The sequence below is a fragment of the Clostridium sp. DL-VIII genome, assembly GCF_000230835.1.
GTDB lineage: Bacteria > Bacillota > Clostridia > Clostridiales > Clostridiaceae > Clostridium.
Genome location: NZ_CM001240.1, coordinates 509,816 through 527,973, shown reverse-complemented (window position 1 = coordinate 527,973; position 18,158 = coordinate 509,816). Strand labels below are relative to the sequence as shown.

General features: G+C 30.8%; 19 protein-coding genes. 9 read left to right on the top strand and 10 right to left on the bottom strand.

The window, feature by feature from the left end; translation table 11 throughout:
• Window positions 1-48: 48 nt before the first annotated feature.
• From buk to cdaA, 5 genes are all read right to left on the bottom strand, one after another.
• Entirely contained in the window at window positions 49-1,116 is a 1,068-nt protein-coding gene (buk, locus tag CDLVIII_RS02575) for a butyrate kinase (protein ID WP_009167897.1), read from the bottom strand.
• Window positions 1,117-1,220: 104 nt separating this feature from the next.
• Window positions 1,221-2,129 (bottom strand): phosphate butyryltransferase, encoded by a 909-nt coding sequence (gene ptb / locus CDLVIII_RS02570; protein WP_009167896.1) that lies wholly within the window; start codon window positions 2,127-2,129, stop codon window positions 1,221-1,223.
• 348 nt (window positions 2,130-2,477) lie between these two features.
• The gene (locus tag CDLVIII_RS02565; RefSeq protein WP_009167895.1) at window positions 2,478-4,076 is read right to left on the bottom strand and encodes an FAD-dependent protein; all 1,599 of its coding nucleotides are present in this window, start codon (window positions 4,074-4,076) and stop codon (window positions 2,478-2,480) included.
• A gap of 139 nt (window positions 4,077-4,215) precedes the next feature.
• Window positions 4,216-5,436, bottom strand: a complete 1,221-nt coding sequence (locus CDLVIII_RS02560; RefSeq protein WP_009167894.1) for a CdaR family protein — start codon at window positions 5,434-5,436, stop codon at window positions 4,216-4,218.
• Complete coding sequence (gene cdaA / locus CDLVIII_RS02555; protein ID WP_009167893.1) at window positions 5,409-6,260, bottom strand: diadenylate cyclase CdaA; 852 nt, start codon at window positions 6,258-6,260, stop codon at window positions 5,409-5,411. The genes CDLVIII_RS02560 and cdaA overlap by 28 nt, the downstream gene beginning before the upstream one ends.
• A gap of 239 nt (window positions 6,261-6,499) precedes the next feature.
• Between cdaA and CDLVIII_RS02550 the strand changes: the two genes are divergently transcribed.
• Window positions 6,500-7,096, top strand: a complete 597-nt coding sequence (locus tag CDLVIII_RS02550; protein WP_009167892.1) for a cell wall hydrolase — start codon at window positions 6,500-6,502, stop codon at window positions 7,094-7,096.
• A 358-nt stretch (window positions 7,097-7,454) separates the two neighbouring features.
• Here the strand turns inward: CDLVIII_RS02550 and CDLVIII_RS02545 are convergent, their stop codons facing one another.
• Genes CDLVIII_RS02545 through CDLVIII_RS02535 form a run of 3 tightly spaced genes read right to left on the bottom strand, consistent with a single transcriptional unit; the run spans window position 7,455 to window position 9,835 of the window.
• On the bottom strand, window positions 7,455-8,561 hold the full coding sequence (locus CDLVIII_RS02545) for a response regulator (RefSeq protein ID WP_009167891.1): 1,107 nt from the start codon (window positions 8,559-8,561) through the stop codon (window positions 7,455-7,457).
• 32 nt (window positions 8,562-8,593) lie between these two features.
• Window positions 8,594-9,364, bottom strand: a complete 771-nt coding sequence (locus CDLVIII_RS02540) for an ATP-binding protein (protein ID WP_009167890.1) — start codon at window positions 9,362-9,364, stop codon at window positions 8,594-8,596.
• Between the two features lie 48 nt (window positions 9,365-9,412).
• Window positions 9,413-9,835, bottom strand: a complete 423-nt coding sequence (locus CDLVIII_RS02535) for a M67 family metallopeptidase (protein ID WP_009167889.1) — start codon at window positions 9,833-9,835, stop codon at window positions 9,413-9,415.
• 310 nt (window positions 9,836-10,145) lie between these two features.
• Here CDLVIII_RS02535 and CDLVIII_RS02530 point away from each other — a divergent pair, with 310 nt between their 5' ends.
• From CDLVIII_RS02530 to larE, 8 genes are all read left to right on the top strand, one after another.
• Window positions 10,146-11,009 carry a 4Fe-4S binding protein gene (locus CDLVIII_RS02530; protein WP_009167888.1) on the top strand — a complete coding sequence of 288 codons (864 nt, stop codon included), beginning with the start codon at window positions 10,146-10,148 and terminating at the stop codon, window positions 11,007-11,009.
• Complete coding sequence (locus tag CDLVIII_RS02525) at window positions 11,009-11,263, top strand: sulfurtransferase TusA family protein (RefSeq protein WP_009167887.1); 255 nt, start codon at window positions 11,009-11,011, stop codon at window positions 11,261-11,263. Before CDLVIII_RS02530 ends, CDLVIII_RS02525 begins: the two co-directional genes overlap by 1 nt.
• The gene (locus CDLVIII_RS02520; protein WP_347462162.1) at window positions 11,244-12,482 is read left to right on the top strand and encodes an aminotransferase class V-fold PLP-dependent enzyme; all 1,239 of its coding nucleotides are present in this window, start codon (window positions 11,244-11,246) and stop codon (window positions 12,480-12,482) included. Before CDLVIII_RS02525 ends, CDLVIII_RS02520 begins: the two co-directional genes overlap by 20 nt.
• Window positions 12,483-12,496: 14 nt before the next feature.
• Window positions 12,497-12,865, top strand: a complete 369-nt coding sequence (locus tag CDLVIII_RS02515) for a response regulator (protein ID WP_009167885.1) — start codon at window positions 12,497-12,499, stop codon at window positions 12,863-12,865.
• A 25-nt stretch (window positions 12,866-12,890) separates the two neighbouring features.
• Window positions 12,891-13,694 carry a molybdopterin-synthase adenylyltransferase MoeB gene (gene moeB, locus CDLVIII_RS02510; RefSeq protein ID WP_009167884.1) on the top strand — a complete coding sequence of 268 codons (804 nt, stop codon included), beginning with the start codon at window positions 12,891-12,893 and terminating at the stop codon, window positions 13,692-13,694.
• Window positions 13,695-13,753: 59 nt separating this feature from the next.
• On the top strand, window positions 13,754-13,963 hold the full coding sequence (thiS, locus tag CDLVIII_RS02505; protein WP_009167883.1) for a sulfur carrier protein ThiS: 210 nt from the start codon (window positions 13,754-13,756) through the stop codon (window positions 13,961-13,963).
• Between the two features lie 229 nt (window positions 13,964-14,192).
• Window positions 14,193-14,453 carry a TIGR03905 family TSCPD domain-containing protein gene (locus CDLVIII_RS02500; RefSeq protein WP_009167882.1) on the top strand — a complete coding sequence of 87 codons (261 nt, stop codon included), beginning with the start codon at window positions 14,193-14,195 and terminating at the stop codon, window positions 14,451-14,453.
• Between the two features lie 24 nt (window positions 14,454-14,477).
• On the top strand, window positions 14,478-15,308 hold the full coding sequence (larE, locus tag CDLVIII_RS02495; protein WP_009167881.1) for an ATP-dependent sacrificial sulfur transferase LarE: 831 nt from the start codon (window positions 14,478-14,480) through the stop codon (window positions 15,306-15,308).
• 129 nt (window positions 15,309-15,437) lie between these two features.
• On the opposite strand, the gene CDLVIII_RS02490 is transcribed toward larE, so the two are convergent.
• Together CDLVIII_RS02490 and CDLVIII_RS02485 are read right to left on the bottom strand one after the other, a co-directional pair.
• Window positions 15,438-16,745 (bottom strand): nitrogenase component 1, encoded by a 1,308-nt coding sequence (locus tag CDLVIII_RS02490; RefSeq protein ID WP_009167880.1) that lies wholly within the window; start codon window positions 16,743-16,745, stop codon window positions 15,438-15,440.
• A gap of 1 nt (window position 16,746) precedes the next feature.
• Window positions 16,747-18,150 (bottom strand): nitrogenase component 1, encoded by a 1,404-nt coding sequence (locus CDLVIII_RS02485; protein WP_009167879.1) that lies wholly within the window; start codon window positions 18,148-18,150, stop codon window positions 16,747-16,749.
• Window positions 18,151-18,158 lie beyond the last annotated feature (8 nt).

Below are 18,158 nucleotides of genomic sequence, written 5' to 3'. Positions count from 1 at the left end.
ACATCTTGAAATAACTTAAAAGTCATCTCAAGATGTTCCTTCTACATTTTAATAAATTTTAGCTTGTTCTTCTCCATCAAGTACCCTTATAGCGCCTTGAGCTAATGCTAATAACTCATCTTCACCTGGGTAAACTGTTACTGGCGCAATCCATTCAACCTTTGCTTTAAGATCTGGTACAAGAGTTGGCGAATATGCTATTCCTCCTGTAAAGATAATTTGATCTACTTTCCCCTCTAATACTACTGACATTTCTCCTATTGCTTTTGAAATTTGATAAACGAATGCTTTGTAAATTTTCTCGCATTCTTTATCTCCGGCTTCCATTTTATCTATAACACCTTTTACATCATTTGTATTTAAGTATCCGACAAATCCGCCTTTTCCAACTGTCTTGCCATATACTTCTGCTTCACTATATTTTCCACTAAAACACATTTTGATTAAATCACCGATTGGAACTGATCCAGCTCTCTCTGGTGAAAATGGGCCATCTCCATCTAGAGCATTGTTGACATCAACAACTCTACCATGCTTATGAGCCCCAACTGAAACTCCACCGCCCATATGTACAACAACTAAATTTAGATTTTCATATCCTTTTCCAGTTTCCTTGCCATATCTTTTAGCTACTGCTTTTTGGTTTAACGCATGGAATTTACTCTTTCTTGGAAGCTCTGGTACTCCTGATAATCTTGCTACATCAGCTAACTCATCTGTAACAACTGGATCTACTATATAGGAAGGTATGTTTAATTCATCTCCTATTGACTTAGCAATTATTCCACCAAGATTTGAAGCATGAGGTCCTTGAACTCCAACCTTTAAATCTTCTACCATTGCATCATTAACAGCATAAGTTCCGCCTTCTACAGGTTTAAGCATTCCTCCTCTGCCAACAACAGCACTTAAAGTTCTTATATCAAAGTTTTTCTCCTTAAGAACATTTAAAATAACCTCTTTTCTAAATCCAAATTGATCATATATTGTTTCATATCTCTTTATTTCCTCATTTGTGTGTCTTAATGTTTCCTCAAATAGTTCCTTTTCATTTTCATAAACACCAATCTTTGTTGATGTTGAACCCGGATTAATTATTAACAGCTTATATGACATTTTGAATCCCCCTCTGATTTAATGCATTTAGAATGCAGTAACAATAAAATAAATTATTATGAATTTAATCTTTAATCGCCCTTTATGGTTTATGAACTGCTTAATTACTTATTTTTTGCTGCAACTAATGCTGCTAGAGCTATTGAATTAACTTTTGTTTCAAAAGAATCTGCTCTTGAGGTTAAAATAACTGGTGCAGAAGTACCTACTAGAAGTCCACCATTTCTTGATTTAGCGAAATATGTTAGTGTTTTATACATTACATTTGCTGTTTCAATATTTGGTAATAATAGTATGTCTGCTTTACCTGCAACTTCACCTTTAACACCTTTATGGTGAGCTGCTTCTTCTGATATAGCATTATCTAATGCAAAAGGTCCGTCAACAACGCATCCTTTAAATTGTCCTCTGTCACTCATTTTTGCTAATAATGCAGCATCAACTGTTGATGACATATTTTCATTTACAACTTCAACTGGACATACAACTGCTACATTAGGAATTTCTATTCCACATGAATGTGCAACTACTACTGCATTATTTATCATACCTGCTTTATCCTTAAGTTCTGGGTATGTGTTAAATGCTGCATCAGTTAAGAATAATAATTTATCCCATCCTTCTATATCAAAAACTGCAACATGCGACATTAATTTTCCTGTTCTAAGTCCTACTTCTTTATTTAATACGCTTCTTAAAAATGTAGCCGTATCCACTAATCCCTTCATAAGCATATCTGCATGCCCACTTGAAACTAACTTTACTGCTTCTAATGTAGCTTTCTTTGGATCTTTAATATCCATTATTTCATAGTCTGATAAATCTAAGTCTATCTTTTTAGCAATTTCGTGTATTTGTTGCTTATCTCCAACTAATATCGCCTCTGCTATATTATTTTCTGTAGCCTCTTTAATAGCTTCTAAAACCGGCTCATCTTGTGCCACTGCTACAGCAACTTTTTTGATTGGAACTTCCTTTAGTCGTGATAGTAAATCGTCAAAATTTTTGCTCATCTTTACACCTCTTACATTTCATACTATTTTTGCTTGTTATTAATTTAATTATCTTGTTAAATTTCTGTCAATCACTGGTATAAGAATTTCTTTCATCTATCATTGTAACAAAAAATAATTGTAAATGTTAAATTTTCAGAAAATTGTTTTTATTATTTTATAGAAATTTATTTTAATATAAATTATATTATAAGTCATGATTTTTCTTATATGCATTCAAAAAAACTCAATTTAAATGCATATTTATTGTAAATCAAGTAATTTCACAAAAATTAATCATATTATATAAAAAAAATAACAGACAATTGTATTAGTCCATTATTTTTTAATTATTACTTAATTCATTAGTTACAATACATCGAATTTTTGAATTATATGTTCAGCAACCTTTATACCATCTACAGCTGCTGAAATTATTCCTCCTGCAAATCCAGCACCTTCGCCCGTTGGATAAAGCCCACATACATTTATGCTTTCAAGTTTTTCATTTCTATTGAGCCTAACTGGTGCTGATGTTCTAGTCTCTATACCTGTTAAAACTGCATCTTCATTAGCATAACCCTTTATTTTCTTGTCAAAATTTGCAATTCCTTCTTTAAGTGCTTCCACAACATAATCTGGCAAGCAATTCTTTAACTCTCTAAATTCATATCCCGCAGTATAGCTCGGTACAACCTGGCCTAACCCCGTTGATACCCTGTCTTTCATAAAGTCCCCTACTAGCTGCACCGGTGCCTTATAATTTCCACCACCTAACTTAAATGCTAAATTTTCATAATATCTTTGAAATTCCATTCCTCTAAGAGGGGAATTTCCTTCAAAATCCTCTGGTGAAACTGTTACTACTAATGCTGAATTAGCATTTTTTAAGTCTCTTGCATGATAACTCATACCATTTGATACAAGCCTACCTTCCTCTGAAGCTGCCGCAACCACTACTCCGCCTGGGCACATGCAGAATGAATATATTCCTCTTCCTAATCTCTCACTTTGGTAAGTCAGCCTATAATCAGCAGCTTGTAATTTCGGATGATTGTGACTCTCTCCATATTGACTAATATTTATCAATTCCTGAGGATGTTCAATTCTTACTCCTATTGCAAATGCTTTTGCATCCATTGAAACTTTTTCTCTATATAACATTTCATATGTATCTCTTGAACTGTGACCTATTGCAAGCACTAATGCTTCACATGAAATTTCTTTTCCATTAACTATTATGCTTTCTAATTTACCATTCTCATATGTTATTCTCTCTAACTTGGAATTGAAATTAACCTCGCCTCCAAGATTTTTAATTTCTTCTCTTATATTCTTAACTACACCTTTTAATAGATCAGTCCCTACATGAGCTTTGCTCTCATACTTAATTTCTACTGGTGCTCCTGCCTTTATCAATTCATCAAGTACAAATACACATCTATGATCTTTAATTCTTGTGGTAAGCTTTCCGTCTGAGAATGTACCCGCTCCACCTTCCCCAAATTGAACATTAGATTCGAGATTAAGTTCTCCAGTACTCCAAAACTTTTCCACAGTCTCTGTTCTTTTATCCACATCTTCCCCACGTTCATACACAATTGGCCTATATCCCTGTCTTGCTAAAGTTAATGCAGCAAAAATTCCTGCTGGCCCAAACCCTACTACTACTGGCCTAAAATTAAGTTTTTGTGTTCCTGACTTTATAGTTTCTATTTCCTTTACTTCTTCAAGTTTTATATCTTTATCATGAATTTTAGATAATATCTTTTTTTCTTTTTCGCAGAATACATCAACACTATAATTAAATTTTATATCATTTTTTTTCCTTGCATCTACGCTTCTTTTTATTATACTTATTTTATTAATATTTCCATTAGATATATTTAACCTTTTACAAACCTTCTTTTCTAGAACTTCTAATTCATCGTCTAAACCTAAATTTATATTATTTATCCTTATAGCCAAAATTTATTCACCATATCCTTTCAAAGTCAAAGCATGATTTCGCTTTGTACTTATTATATCCTTCATTGAACTACTCCAAACTAAGTTAAAAAAATTATATCATAAAAAGTCACAGTACTCATTATACTGTGACTTTTTATTATTCTTTCTTTTTAACTACTATATGAACACTTCCAACCTCTGATATTGTTACATTATCAGCTCCAACAAGTGTGGCTTGTGGCGTATAATCAAAAGTTCCTTCCGCTTGTACTTTCGATAAATCCAATATAACATTTATATTCTGAGCCGCTACTTTATCTAATGCATCCTGACTTCCTGTCACCTTTACATTTGTTGTTAAATTCTGTGTTTCTACTGAAAGTGCATCATTTAAGTTTTTGTATTGAACGTTGCACACTAAATTCTTTGTTGTATTTTCTTCCTTTGTTACTTTAAATTTAACTTTAACTGTATTTTCATTATTCAGAATGGAAATTCCCTGTGGCAGATTAAGCTTAACATCCATTTCGCTGTCAGCTTGTAATGCTGACATATCCACGGGTTCAGTATCTATGGCTTTTACTTTGTCTAAATTTTGAATATCCCCAAGGACATTCACGTAATTTTTACTTAGTTCATATCCTCCAAAAGTAAATCCCTGAGGAACGCTTCCTGAAGTTATTAAATTTATTGGCACCGACTTCCCATTTACTACTGTGATCGATAACTTTGCAGTTTGAATATTAGATTGAACATTGCTAATTTCATTACCTGATGAATCTACAAATTTTATATCATAATCCTTCTCCATATTCTTATCTACATCTTTTTCTTCGCCATTTAAGGTAGCAGCGTCAATTTTTTCTATAGAGCTTTTTCCTCCTTTTACAGTCACAGTTTGAGGGCTTATTGATTGTCCCTTTTCATAAATATTTTCTTTATATGAAACTTTTATATTTGACTTTATTGGTATATCCTTTTGAACCAGCTCTTCTAAACTTACTTTAACACCCAAAAAGCCATTATTCTTTATATCTATGTTTTCAGGGGCGCTTACAACTTGAACTGGTATAGTATTATCTCCTGTTTTTAACGCATAAGCTGACATATCGGCTACTATTTTAAAGTCCTCTTTTTTTACTTTTATCATTTCACTCGATGGGCCTTCTAACTTTAAATCCACCGTAAATTGCTGCTTATCTGCAATTGCAAGTTTTGAATCCGTTAATGAATCCTCATTAATTAGTTCTACAGGAACATTTTTCAGGTCATATGTTCTAAGCGGATTCTCAACATTTGAGACATATAGCCATAAACCTAATGATAATAGTAAGCATACAATCTTGACTATTAACGTTCTGTTTTCACTCTTATCCATGACCTAACCCTCTCTCCTGCTGATTTTACCTTCTTTTCATTTCTATTTTCTATTATTTTAGTTAATACAATTTTTAATCTATCTTTATCATAGCCTCTTGTAATCCTTCCATTGATAGCTAATGATATGACTCCTGTCTCTTCAGACACAATTACGACCAATGCATCTGATACTTCTGACAATCCCATTGCAGCTCTATGCCTAGTTCCTAATTTTTTGCTAATTGTATTGTTATCCGTTAACGGCAAGACACATCCTGATGCTAGAATTCTATTATTCCTTATTATTGTTGCTCCATCATGAAGTGGTGTATTAACTACAAATATATTTTCTAAAAGATTTGAAGTCACATTCGCATCCAATAATGTTCCCTGCCCAATTATTTCATTCAGACCTGTACTCTGCTCTATTACAATTAATGCACCTGTTTTGCTTTCAGATAAATTTTGTACAGCTGTTGCAATTTCGTTGATTGTAGAATTAAAAGCTTCCTTATTGTTTTGATAGTGTTTATCATCAAAAGCACTTCTTCCTAGATGTTCTAAAGCTCTTCTAATTTCCGGTTGAAAAATTATAATTACAGATAATACCCCGATAGTTAATGTTTTATTTAATATAAAATATAACATATCTAATCTTAATAAATAGCTAATTGGAATAAGTGCTATTATTAGCAATATTCCTTTTAATAATTGTTCTGCTCTTGTTTCTTTTATTAACATATATCCTTTATAGAATATGAAAGATACAACTAATATATCCAATACAGACCATATTGACATATTAGAAAAACTTTGTACTAGCATCGATAAAAGTTCATTCAAATGTCTCACCTCTCTTCTAATTAAAATTATACAACAAATGATATACTCATACACATATAGAGTATTATAATTTTATTACTTTTTAATTATTTTTATAATAATTTTTTATTAATTCTTCTGGCTTTTCTAGTTTAATATCGTTAGAAAACCCTATAAATGATTATAAAAATAAATAGTGTATATAATTACTTTCTTTGGCAATAATATTACTTGTTGCACTATACCGAAGGAGGTTTTTTATGAAAAAGAAATATAGTATTTTTGTAATTGCTTTAATACTATATCTTTCCGTTATTAATGTAAATCCAACTTTCGCCAAAACATTAGGTGAAACTTGTAGTGAAACTAAGAATGTCCAAATAAATGAGAAAACTACTGAAAATAACATAAACGCTAATTCACAATTCAGAGAAAATCGTGATGAAGTTCTACAAGTATTTAATCATGATACTCAAAAATTATATATAACGGGTGAAGATATAGATTTAATGGCAAAGGTTGTTTCTGCCGAAAGTCGTGGTGAACCATATGCAGGAAAGGTGGCTGTAGCTTCTGTGGTATTAAATCGTACCATTGACCCTCATTTTCCAAACACTATAAAAGAAGTTATTTTCCAAAAAAATGCATTTTCCTGTGTTAAAAATAGTCAAATAAATGCTAGTGCAGACCAAGATTGTTATGATGCAGTATACGATGCAATTAGAGGTATTGATCCAACAAATGATGCCCTGTTCTTTTATAATCCAGCCATAGCAACATGTAACTGGATGAAAGAAACTCAAAAAATCAATGAAACAACCATAGGACATCATACTTTCTTTAAAGTAAAAGCTTAGTTTTAAATATCGTAAAAAAATCAGGAGTTATATCAAAAATTTGATTTAGCTCCTGTTTCTTATTTTTAGGCACCATCAAATAAATAACAAGTCAATTTGCCAGCCTATTTTCCATTAGAGGAAGCTCGACTCGCTACGCTTGCTGAGTAAGCGATTCACACCAAATCAGAGATTTGGGTTCTCTGCTCATCGGAAAATTGACCTAATAGCCCCACTATAAGGTCAATTTATCTCCTTGCCTGATTAAAAATATTCCTGGCAACCTTGGACCTGCTATTTATTTTCATGTGCCTAAATTAATAATTAGCACTTCATAGATATACTTTTATACCTTAAATTAGTTATAAATAATTCTAATTTACGAATTATATCTGCTTGCAGCGTTTTTATACTCCGATGGATTTTTTCCATAATATTTTTTAAACAGTTTTGAAAAATAATTTATATCCCTATATCCAATTTTATATCCAATTTCATAAGTCCTTAACTGAGTATTAATAAATAGGTACCTAGCTCTTGCCATTTTCACCATTGTTATATAGTCATTAAACCTCATTCCAGTTTTTATAGCAAAAGTATTACTTAAGTACGTATTGTTTATATAAAACTTTTTAGATATTATCTTTAATTTTAGATCGGAATCAGAATGACTCAATATATATTCACTAATATTGTTTATCAATTCATCGGAAGCTTCAAGATAAAATTTCTTTAAGAAAGTCAAAAGATAGGATATTTTCCCACAATAATACTCTGTAAAACCGTTAATATTTTCTTTATTAACATAGTCTACGGTTTCAAAAAATTCAATATTAATATAGTTATTCAGCCAGTTATACTCTTCATATACTGCTTTAATAACATTATAATATATTTTTTTTATTATGATGTCTGCCTTAATTATATTATCTGATGATACATTATAAATACTTTCTGCTGTCCTATTAAATAGTTCAATTGCATGATCTTCCTTCTTGATTAAATAGCTAATGATTTGTTTTTCATCAGAAGTAGGATATATCCATTCAGCATCGACTTCTATTAATTGCATAGTATCATCTATCAGATTGTCTTTATCACTATATATATTATCCAGGTATACTTTCGTTCTTTGGAGTAATTGAAACATAGTTTCTTCACTTGCAGGTTTTACAATATAATCAAATGCCCCTAATATAATTCCTTGTCTTGCATAGTTAAATTCACTATATTCACTTAGAAACACCACACATGGGCATAAATTATCTCGTTTAATTTCCTTAAGCAATTGTAGTCCATCTATTATAGGCATTCTAATATCAGTTAATACAAGATCATATGAGTTCTTATTTAATAATTCAAGAGCTTCTTTCCCATTCAAGGCTATATCTACAATTTCAAATTTAGATTTTTCTCCCCATAATTTTAGTCTCTTTAATTCAACCAAAAAAATTTCTCTGTCATCAACTGCAAGAATCTTATACACCTTGTATCACCTCCGCCTTTAATATTTATTTTTTATTTTAATATGTTTTGCTCATTAATAGTGAAGTAAGTGCAGGCACCCTTTCCAACTTCTCCTGTAATCCATACCCTGCCTTCAAATTTTTGAATTATCTTCTTTACAATGGCGAGCCCAACTCCGCTACCCTCAAATTCATTTTCAGAATGCATCCTCTCAAAAATCCCAAAAAGTTTCTCTGAAAACTTCATGTCAAATCCAACTCCATTATCTTTAATGTAAAATATATTTTCATTATTTATATATACATATCCAACAGTAATAATTGCAGAATCCTTTGTACAAGTAAACTTAAGAGAATTCGATATTAAATTAATTATGACTTGCTTCATTAGAATATTATCACCTAATATAATTGGTAATTCGCTTTCAAATTTCAATTGAATTTTATCCTTATTTGTATACCCAACAGTTAATTCATTAAATGTTTCTTCTATTAACGTTTTTGTATCAATTATTTCTTTTGTAGGCTCCATATCTGCAAATTTCACATACTCTAAGAGCTTATTTATAAGAAGCAGTGTATCGCTACAAATATTTCTTATATTCTCTATAAGTATAACTCCCTCCTTGTCAACTTGCGTTCCGTAGTCTTCAATAAAAATTCTGGCGTATCCATCTATAGCACGAACGGGCGCTTTAATTTCATGGGAGATTGTGTAATTAAAAGCTCTAAGCTCATCATTGGTGTTTTGGAGCTTCTCTGTTTTTTCTTTAATATCTTCTATATTATTATTTGATATGTTAGACGTATTAATGACTATCACCCCAATATTAATAATTACTTAAAATTTAAAAATGCCCCTAAATTAATTTTACTCTTCCTCTAATATGATTAATTTTTCTTTAGTAACTATATTATCTTTAATAACAAAACTGTTAAGTACGATATTATTCCTATCTGCTAAAGATAAAATTGCATAACTTAAATTAGGATCAAATGCTAATCTAATATCTTCCTTTGAGGGTCTAGATGGAGTTTCAGGATGACTATGAAAATTTCCAATTAAGCTCCAACCATTTTTTCTAATATCAGCTATTACCTTAAATTGTTCCCGAACATCCATTGAAAAATGCTCTGGGCTTTCATCAATATTTTTTAATAAATATATTTCTTGAATGATTTTATTATTACTGCTATCAATTATTCCAGCCAAAAGCCCACAAGCCTCATTTGGCAAACATTTCTTACAGTGGTCACTTACCTCTTTAAATTGCTCTTTTGAAAATATAATCATAAATACAACCTCCTATCAATCTTTTCATATTAACCTAATAGGATTACTATGAATTAAGTATATAGCAATTTCTTCTATTAGTCAAAAATTATTCATTATTCTTTAAATTTTATTTCACAGAATACATAAATGAAAATATTCCCTATGAGATAATATTTGCTTAGATTTTACCATAGCACGATTTAAAGTCAATTAAGAATAATTCATTTCAAAATAAATTCCAATATAATACTAAACATAGTCACATTGTAATCAAAAGTTACTCCATTCTATAATTAAATATATCAAATATTATATTAGGAGGTATAAAATGGATGAATTAAAATACAAAGAACTCAAAAAAGGCGGCTTTATGAGACAAATTCAATATGAAAAGTTTTCTTTACGTCTTAGAGGTGCAGGGGGACAAATTAAAGCTGACCAGCTTAAGAAAGTAAGTGAAATTGCTGAAAAATATGGTCATGGCTATATTCATCTTACATCAAGACAAGGTATAGAAATTCCATTTATAGATTTTAAAGATATTAATACTGTTAAATCTGAACTTGCTACTGTCGGTTTAGAACCAGGTGCCTGCGGTCCTCGTGTAAGAACTGTTACGGCGTGCCAGGGTAATACCATTTGTGGTAGCGGATTAATTGAAACTAGTAATTTAGCAAAGGAACTTGATGCAAAATATTTTGCTAAAGATTTACCACATAAATTTAAAATCGGAATTACAGGTTGTAGAAATAACTGCTTAAAAGCTGAAGAAAATGATCTAGGTATAAAAGGTGGATTAAAGCCTAAATGGAATACAACTTCCTGTACATATTGTGGTGTTTGTAAAGCTGTATGTCCCTCAAAAGCTATAGAAATAAATAAAAATACTAATGAACTTAAATTTGATGAAAGTAAATGCATATATTGTGGAAAGTGCGTTAAATCCTGTCCTACCGATGCTTGGAATGGAGACAGTGGTTATATTACTTCATTTGGTGGTTTATATGGCAACAACATTGCTTTTGGACAAAGTTTAATTCCTTTAATAGAGGATAAAGAAACCTTATTTAAAGTTGTTGATGCCACAGTGGAATTTTTCAAAGAAAATGCAAATGCAGGTGAGCGTTTTAGATTTACTTTAGATAGAATTGGTATAGACAATCTTAAAGCAAAATTAGAGGAGGTCCTATAATGAGTGAAATTAAAGCGGATTCTTTCGTGGACATTACTGATGTTGTTTGTCCTGTAACCTTTGTAAAAGCAAAAGTTGCACTTGAAGAACTTGATAATGGACAAATCCTTGAAATAAAATTAAACGATGGAGAACCAATACAAAATGTTCCTAGAAGCTTGAAAAATGAAAAGCATAAAGTTTTGAATGTAAATAAAAATGATGATGGAACATATACAATTGCAGTTGTAAAGGGTGGTTTACTTGAAATTTAATACTACTCTTTTGCATGGTAATTTTAATCATGATAGCAAAACTGGTGCTACCCTTTCACCAATTTATCAATCTAGTGCCTTTGTTCATGAGACAGCTGAAAAGCTTGAAGATGTGTTTAGCAATCACGCACCTGGTTATTCTTATACAAGAATAAATAATCCAACAATTGAATCTTTTGAAAAAAGGATGGCCTTATTAGAGGGTGGAATCGGTGCTATTGCTTGCGCTTCTGGAATGGCAGCAATATCTAATTCATTATTAAACATTCTAAAAAGTGGTGATGAAATTGTTTCAAGCAGTGCTCTTTTTGGCGGCACAATAGGATTATTTCAAGATTTTCAGTCCTTTGGCATAAAAACAAAATATGCCAAAGATGATTCTCCAAATAGTTTTAAAACATTAATAAACGAAAATACCAAGGCAGTTTTTATAGAAACTATAGGTAATCCAATGCTAAATGTCCTTGATATAAAAGCAATTGCAGATATTTCACATTCTCACAATATCCCTTTAATTGTTGATAATACCGTTGCAACTCCTTTTCTTATTAAACCAATTGAATTCGGAGCAGATATAGTAATACATTCCTCATCAAAATACATTAATGGAAGCGGAAATTCAATTAGCGGAGTTATTATTGATAGTGGAAATTTCAAATGGGATTTTGGGCGATATCCCAATTTAGCTCCATCAAAAAAATTTGGTCGTTTTGCTTACCTTTCAAAGCTTAGAGGCGGATTATTTAGGAATCTAGGTGCCTGCCTTGCTCCATTAAATGCATTTTTAAATAGCCTTGGTCTTGAGACTCTTGGTATCAGAATGGAGCGCCTTTGTACAAATGCTTTAAAGCTTGCAGAATTCTTAGAAAGTAATCCTAAGATTGAAAATGTTAATTACCCAGGACTTAAAAGCAGCAAATGGAATTTTATATCCATTAACCAGTTCAATGGATACTTTGGTGCAATCTTAACCATGAGAGCCGGTTCTAAGGAAAATGCTTTTAAAATAATTAATAATCTAAAGTATGCAGTTAATGCCACAAATATCGGAGATACAAGAACTCTTGTAATTCATCCTGCTTCAACTATTTATATAAATAGTTCATATGAAGAAAAAGAAAATGCTGGTATTTTTGATGATTTGATTAGGATTAGTGTTGGACTTGAGGATATTGAGGATTTAATTACTGATTTTGAAAATGCAATCAGTAAAATTTAGTTAAGGAGATTATGATGAAAAATATACGTGTTCTTATCATTGAAGAATTTAAATATATTGCTGACTTAAATGTCCTTGAACTAAAACGAGGTGGATTTGAGGTTAATAGCCAGCATATATACTGTGAAGAAGCCATGAGAAATGCATTAAAAGAAAATGAATTTGATATTATTCTATCTGATAATTCAACACCTCACTTTAATGCTATCCAAGCTCTTTTTATAAGAAATGAACTTTCTCCAAAGACACCTTTTATTATTGTATCAGAAGATGTTTCACCAGAAAGTATTAAATTTGCAATGAAAAATAAATGTTGTGCATATCTATTAAAAGAAAACTTACATCAACTTGCTATTTTAGTCAGAAACATTATAGCAAGGTAAATAAATTTACAAGGAGTGATAAATTATGAATTTTACTAATGAGCAGCTTGAAAGATATTCAAGACAAATCATTTTAGATGATGTCAGCGTTAAAGGTCAAGAAAAAATACTAGATAGTAAAGTTCTGATCATTGGTACAGGCGGACTTGGTGCACCAGCTGCAATGTATCTTGGAGCTGCTGGAGTTGGAACTATTGGACTTGTTGATGCTGATACTGTTGATTTATCAAATCTTCAAAGACAAATAATTCATTCAACTCAGGATGTTGGAAAACCGAAAGTTATCTCTGGAAAAGAAACCATTAATGCAATAAATCCAGATGTTAATGTTGTTACATATCAAGAACGTGCTACAGCTTCAAACATTCTAGATATTATAAAAGATAGAGATTATGATTTCATTATTGATGGAACAGATAACTTTCCTGTTAAATTCTTAATCAATGATGCTTGTGTTATGCTTAACAAACCATTTTCACATGCTGGAATCATTAGATTTCAGGGACAAACCATGACATATGTTCCTGGGCAAGGTCCTTGCTATCGTTGTGTTTTCAAAAATCCACCACCACCAGATGTAGTGCCAACTTGCCAGCAAGCAGGAGTTCTTGGAGTTATGGGAGGTATAATTGGTTCCATCCAAGCTAGTGAAGCTTTAAAATATATTACAGGGGTTGGTGAATTATTAGCTGGAAAGTTGCTAACATTTGATGCAAAAAAAATGAATTTCAGAACAATTGATATTCATCATGATAAAAATTGTGCAATTTGCGGTGAAGCACCAACTATTAATAAACTAATTGATTATGAGCTAAATACATGTGGCTAAATTCAAAACTTATTTTAAAATTTAGGCACCTGAAATAATTCTAGGAGGAAATATTTATTATGAAAGTAATTATTAATGGAAAAGAAACTATTTTAAACAACGAAGCATCAATAAAAGAGCTTTTAGAAAAAGAATATGTTGAAATGCAGGAATATGTAACAGTTCAAGTAAACGAAGAAATTATCTCTAGAACTGATTTTGAAACACATATTATAAAAGATGGTGATTCTATTGAGTTTCTTTATTATATGGGCGGAGGAAGCAATTAAAAGTTCATAATTCACAATTACGATTGAAATCATTACAGGATTTCTTAAAATTTAATTATTATCAATGTAGAATTGTAATCAGAACTTAAATAAATTAATTTATTTATTGTTCTTATTTTTAAGTGGATGTCCTAAATTGATTTAATAATCATATTGAAGGACATCCCTATTTCATTAATGAGAGGTTTTAACACATTTATTTTTATAATTCTGGCTAGGAGGATTTAGTATGTCTAATCAATATATAACAAAAGATGTTTGTCCTAAAATAATATCTTTTGATTTAGATAATAATGTTGTTCACAATGTTGCTTTTATTGGCGGAGGCTGTAATGGTAATCTCAAAGCTATCTGCAAAATTGTTGAAGGAATGACAGTCGAAGAAATTGAGGGAAATTTTAAAGGAATCAATTGTAATGGTAAGGGTACATCTTGTACTGATCAGCTTGCTACTGCTGTTAGCGAAGTATATAATAATGTTAAATCTTAATTCTAAATATCAGGAGGTATTATTATGCTACTTCAAGAAAAGTACAAGTTATTGAAAGATATAATAAGAAAAAAAGGAAGTGCTGCCATAGCCTTTTCTGGTGGTGTTGACAGTACTTTTCTTTTAAAAGTTACTAAAGAAGTATTAGGTGATAACCTACTTGCAATTACTGCAACCTCATCAACTTACCCTAAAAGAGAATTAAATGAGGCAATCAAATATGCTAAAGATATTCAGGTGAAACATGTAATCATCTCTTCAGAAGAACTAGAAATTGAAGGTTTTGCTTCAAATCCTAAAAACAGATGTTATTATTGCAAGAAAGAACTTTATACAAAAATTAACAATATTGCCTTGAATAATGGAATAAGTTATGTATTTGATGGTTCAAATCTAGATGATACTGGCGATTATAGGCCAGGAATGCAGGCAGCTAAAGAACTTGACGTAATAAGTCCATTAAAAGAGGCAGGACTTACTAAAAATGATATAAGAGAGTTATCAAAATCGCTTGGTCTTCCCACTTGGAATAAACCTTCGTTTGCTTGTCTATCTTCTAGATTTCCTTACGGAAATAAAATAACAATTGCAAAATTAAGTATGGTAGATAAAGCTGAACAGCTATTACTAGATATTGGAATAACTCAAGTAAGAGTAAGGCATCATGGTGAAATTGCAAGAATAGAAGTAGATCCCTCTGAAAGAGAAAAATTCTTCAATATAGATATAATGAATCGTATTGGTAATGAATTGAGGAAAATTGGATTTACTTATGTTACTTTAGACTTGCTTGGTTATAGGACTGGAAGCATGAATGAGACTTTATCTATTGAAGACAAAGCCTCGCCTTTGTAATGGATATTTAAGAATAATTACTTGTCATTTAAAAGATGATTTTTGCATTAAACAAAAGTCATCTTTTTAAATTTTAATAATAGTGTTTTAATTTAACGCAACTTATATACTTTTATGTTTTACATCATTTTATTTATATTTCCTTAATAATTTTATTTCTTCCCCTGCTTTTTCTTGTTTTTTCCTTTCGTAATTTAGAATCACCGTGCTTAAATCCTCAAGTAAGTTGATTCCCCCTTTAAGCCCTAAATAACTCTTGTTTAAAATTACTTTATCTATTTCTGGAAATGAAATAACTAAAAGTGGAACATTTAACTCTTGTGAAATTTCCTTTTCTAATGAACTTCCTAAAACAAATTCAACATTATTACTTTTTAATATTTCCTGAATTTCATTTAAATCTTCAGTACGATATTCATTTTCTTTAAGTATTTCATCCTCTTCCTGTATTGGGTCTGTAAAAATTCTAACTTTTGGAATTAATCCAAAAGTTTCAGATAAGAAGTTATCTATCCCTCTAACTACACTTTCATTTCCAACTATGCCGAATGTCTTTTGAAAATTGTAATCAAAATATAAATTTAATAAATTGTTTATATAATAATCTTCTTTCTCCTTTTCTTCTCTTAAAAATTTTTCTGTTTTCTCTGCATCAATATTTAATATACTGCTAACCTCTTTAACAAAACTAATTGTATCTTTAGCACCTACTGGCACAGCTTCAAAATTTATAAAAGGAATCTCATATTTTTCTTTTAAATTTTCAGCAATGCTAACTCCCCATTTTGAAAAAACTAAATTTAATGCTGCTGAAGAAATGTTTCTCCATTCCTCTATTCCTTGATTAAATCCAAATAAAGTATTAACTTTTAATCCTATTCCGTCTAAGATTCTTTTCAATTCTTCTAAATTTCCTCTCCAATGTATATCTTGGTTTGGGATTATTCCAAATATGTTAACTAAATTATTTTCCTTAGCTTTATTTATCTTGGTTATAAGTGGAAGCTGGTTTATTATTGCATTTACAACCCCTTCATAACCTAAATGAAACTTCCCCTTAAATCCAGGCGCCTTAAAATAAATTACAGGTTCTCCCTGTTCCTGAGCTTCACTTGTCATTGTAATTACATCATCTCCAACAAGTTCCGGAGCACATCCACTTAAAGTTATATATAAATCTCCATCTACAACCTTAACTGTATTTTTTATTTCCTCCCTTAACCTTGATCCTCCTCCAAAAATAACATGTTTTTCATTTATATTTGTTGAAGGAATATCAAAGCCACTATATTTGCTTGCTTTATCTCCAATCTTTTGTTGAATAGTACATCCTGCTGTTGAGTGAACTATTGGTATTACCCTGTCTATTTCTAAAATTGTACTAATTGCACCTTGAAGAATGCAGCTATTACGTGATTTTTCTACACCTTGTGACATGCTATTTCACCTCCTGCTTTATATACCAATTGGTACTCTTTTTTAACCAGCCATTCTTATATTGTAAATTACCCTTCTTACTCATATCATTAATTAATTCTTTATTTCTTTCAGCTTTTTTTATTGATTCAATTAATTTTTGCTCTCCATTAAAACCATAAAGTACTGCATTTGCTACAGATACAGGTATAATTCCAAGCTTTGATACCCATGCTGTTTTTCCTGCTTCTCCAATATATATATCTGGCTTTGTTTTGTTTAAAATATTTGCTACTTCAAAAAGTTGTCCACTTGCTACATGTACAGGAAGATCGTATTTTAATCCTTCAAATTTATTTTTATTTATTTTATCTACTTCATCTACAGTAATTCCAACAACTTCACCGCCATATTCTTTTACTAACGGTATTAAACTTATTGCTTCTGTAGTTTTTAAATCAATATATATTTTTAATCCTGTAAGTGGAGCTTCATAAATCAATTTTCTTTTCTTAGAAATTTCCCTGTCTATTATTTTCTTTACTTTATCTCCTGTGCTAAATACCTCTGCTACTTGTTGAATCCATGTGGCTGTGTTTTTACTTCCTATTGGAGACGTAGTCTCTATATATGGTACATCATAAGCTTCTTCTAAGCCTCTTCCTAAAAAGTATCCTTCATCATCATTTAGTGCAACAGATACCTTTGCCTTTATTGATTTTTTTAGGCCTTCATTATCTGCAAATTTGGGAATTAAGTTGGTTTCAATGTTAAGCTCCTTAAGTAATAATAAAATTTCCTTTATATTCTCATTGTTTTCCGATATTGATATTAAATTTAGAAAATTACTTTTTTCTTCTTCCCCATCCCCATTCCCCTTAATCAAATACTTTCCTATAGCATGAAGGGCTACATCATATCCGTTTACTGCAGCTTTAGATTTAAATCCATCCGTAAAGATCGGAACTATTTTAGCATCTAACTCTTCTTCCAATTCCAAAGCAGCTGCACTTATATCATCATTATTTATTGCTACAACTGATGTTGCTACAATAAATATAATTTTAGGCTCATGTTTTTTATGTGCTAAATAAATAGTTTCCCTTAACTTTTCATCTCCCCCTAAAATAGAATCTCTTTCAGTTAAATTGGTACTATACCAGTTAAATTTACTTCCTTCTGCAAAATAATGAAGGTTAACATTTCCGCATCCTGATGGACCATGAATTACTATAACTGAATCCTCTATAGATGCAATGGTTTCTATAGCATATATTATTTCATCAAAGGCAGCCTCTGAAAATGTTCTTATATTCTGCCTGTCTTCATCTTCTTTAAAAAGATTATGTGCAGTTCCTAAATACGCACTTAAAGTGCTTAATCTCTTTTCCCTGCCTTGAAGTTTATTACTATCAAATGCACACATTTAGATTT